Source organism: Streptomyces sp. NRRL WC-3549 (genome assembly GCF_000721935.1).
Taxonomy (GTDB): Bacteria; Actinomycetota; Actinomycetes; order Streptomycetales; family Streptomycetaceae; genus Streptomyces.
On record NZ_KL585385.1, the window covers coordinates 104,881 to 105,958 of the forward strand.

General features: G+C 73.8%; 1 protein-coding gene. It reads left to right on the plus strand.

Translation table 11 applies throughout. From position 1 onward, the window contains the following. A partial coding sequence (locus IH13_RS0104025; RefSeq protein WP_063837390.1) for an alpha/beta hydrolase occupies positions 1-1,025 on the plus strand: 1,025 nt, incomplete at its 5' end. Positions 1,026-1,078: the final 53 nt, after the last annotated feature.

Here is a 1,078-nt window from a genome sequence, read left to right on the forward strand (position 1 = left end):
CCCCCCCCGCCGTGACCGGGCGGGTGGGCCTGCTGCTGGCGACCCAGCTCCTGGTGTTCGTCTCGGTCGCCCTGCTCGCCAACCACTCCTTCCTCTTCTACGGCTCCTGGGCGGATCTGTGGGGCCGTCAGCAGGAGCTGGGCACCGTCGTCGACCACGGCGCGGGGACGGGCGCGTCCCAGGGAGTGGTGCGGACCGGGGCGCAGCGGCCGGACGTACCAGGAGGCAGCCGGCCCTCGGCGGTGGGGCGCATCGACAGGGTCGTGGTCCCCGGGCGGTCCTCGGGCATCGACAGCCCTGCGTACGTCTACCTGCCGCCGGAGTACTTCCAGCCGGCGTACGCCCGGCGTACGTTCCCCGCGGTCGTCGTGCTCACCGGCTATCCCGGGACGGCGGAGAACCTGTTCAAGGGGTTGCGCTACCCGCGTACCGCCCAGGAACGGGTACGGGCCGGGGCGGCCCAGCCGATGATCCTGGTGATGCTCCGGCCCACCGTGGCGCCTCCCCGGGACACCGAGTGCGTGGACATCAAGGACGGCCCGCAGACCGAGACGTTCTTCGCCGAGGATCTGCCACGGGCGGTGGCCCGGAGCTACCGGGTCGGCGAGCGGGCCCGGAACTGGGGCGTGATGGGCAACTCCACCGGCGGTTACTGCGCCCTCAAGCTGGGCCTGCACCACCCGGAGCGCTTCGCGGCGAGCGCCGGCCTCTCGGCGTACTACAAGGCCGCCGAGGACCCCACGACCGGCGACCTCTTCCACGGCGACGCCGCGGCCCGTCGCCGCGCCGACCTGCTGTGGAGCCTGGACCACCGGGCCGGGGACGCCTCGTCGTCCTTCCTGGTCACGACGTCGCTGAAGGGCGAGGGGAACCTGCGGGCGACCCGGCAGTTCATCGACCGGGTGAAGGCGCCCGCCCGGGTGTCCTCGATCGTGCTGGACAGCGGCGGGCACAACTTCAACACCTGGCGCCGAGAGATCCCAGGCGCCCTGGAGTGGATGAGCGGCCGGCTCGCGGCGGACTGAGGCGGCCGGCTCCCGGCCCGCGGCCCCGGTGCGCGGCGGAGAGCGAGCCGGGG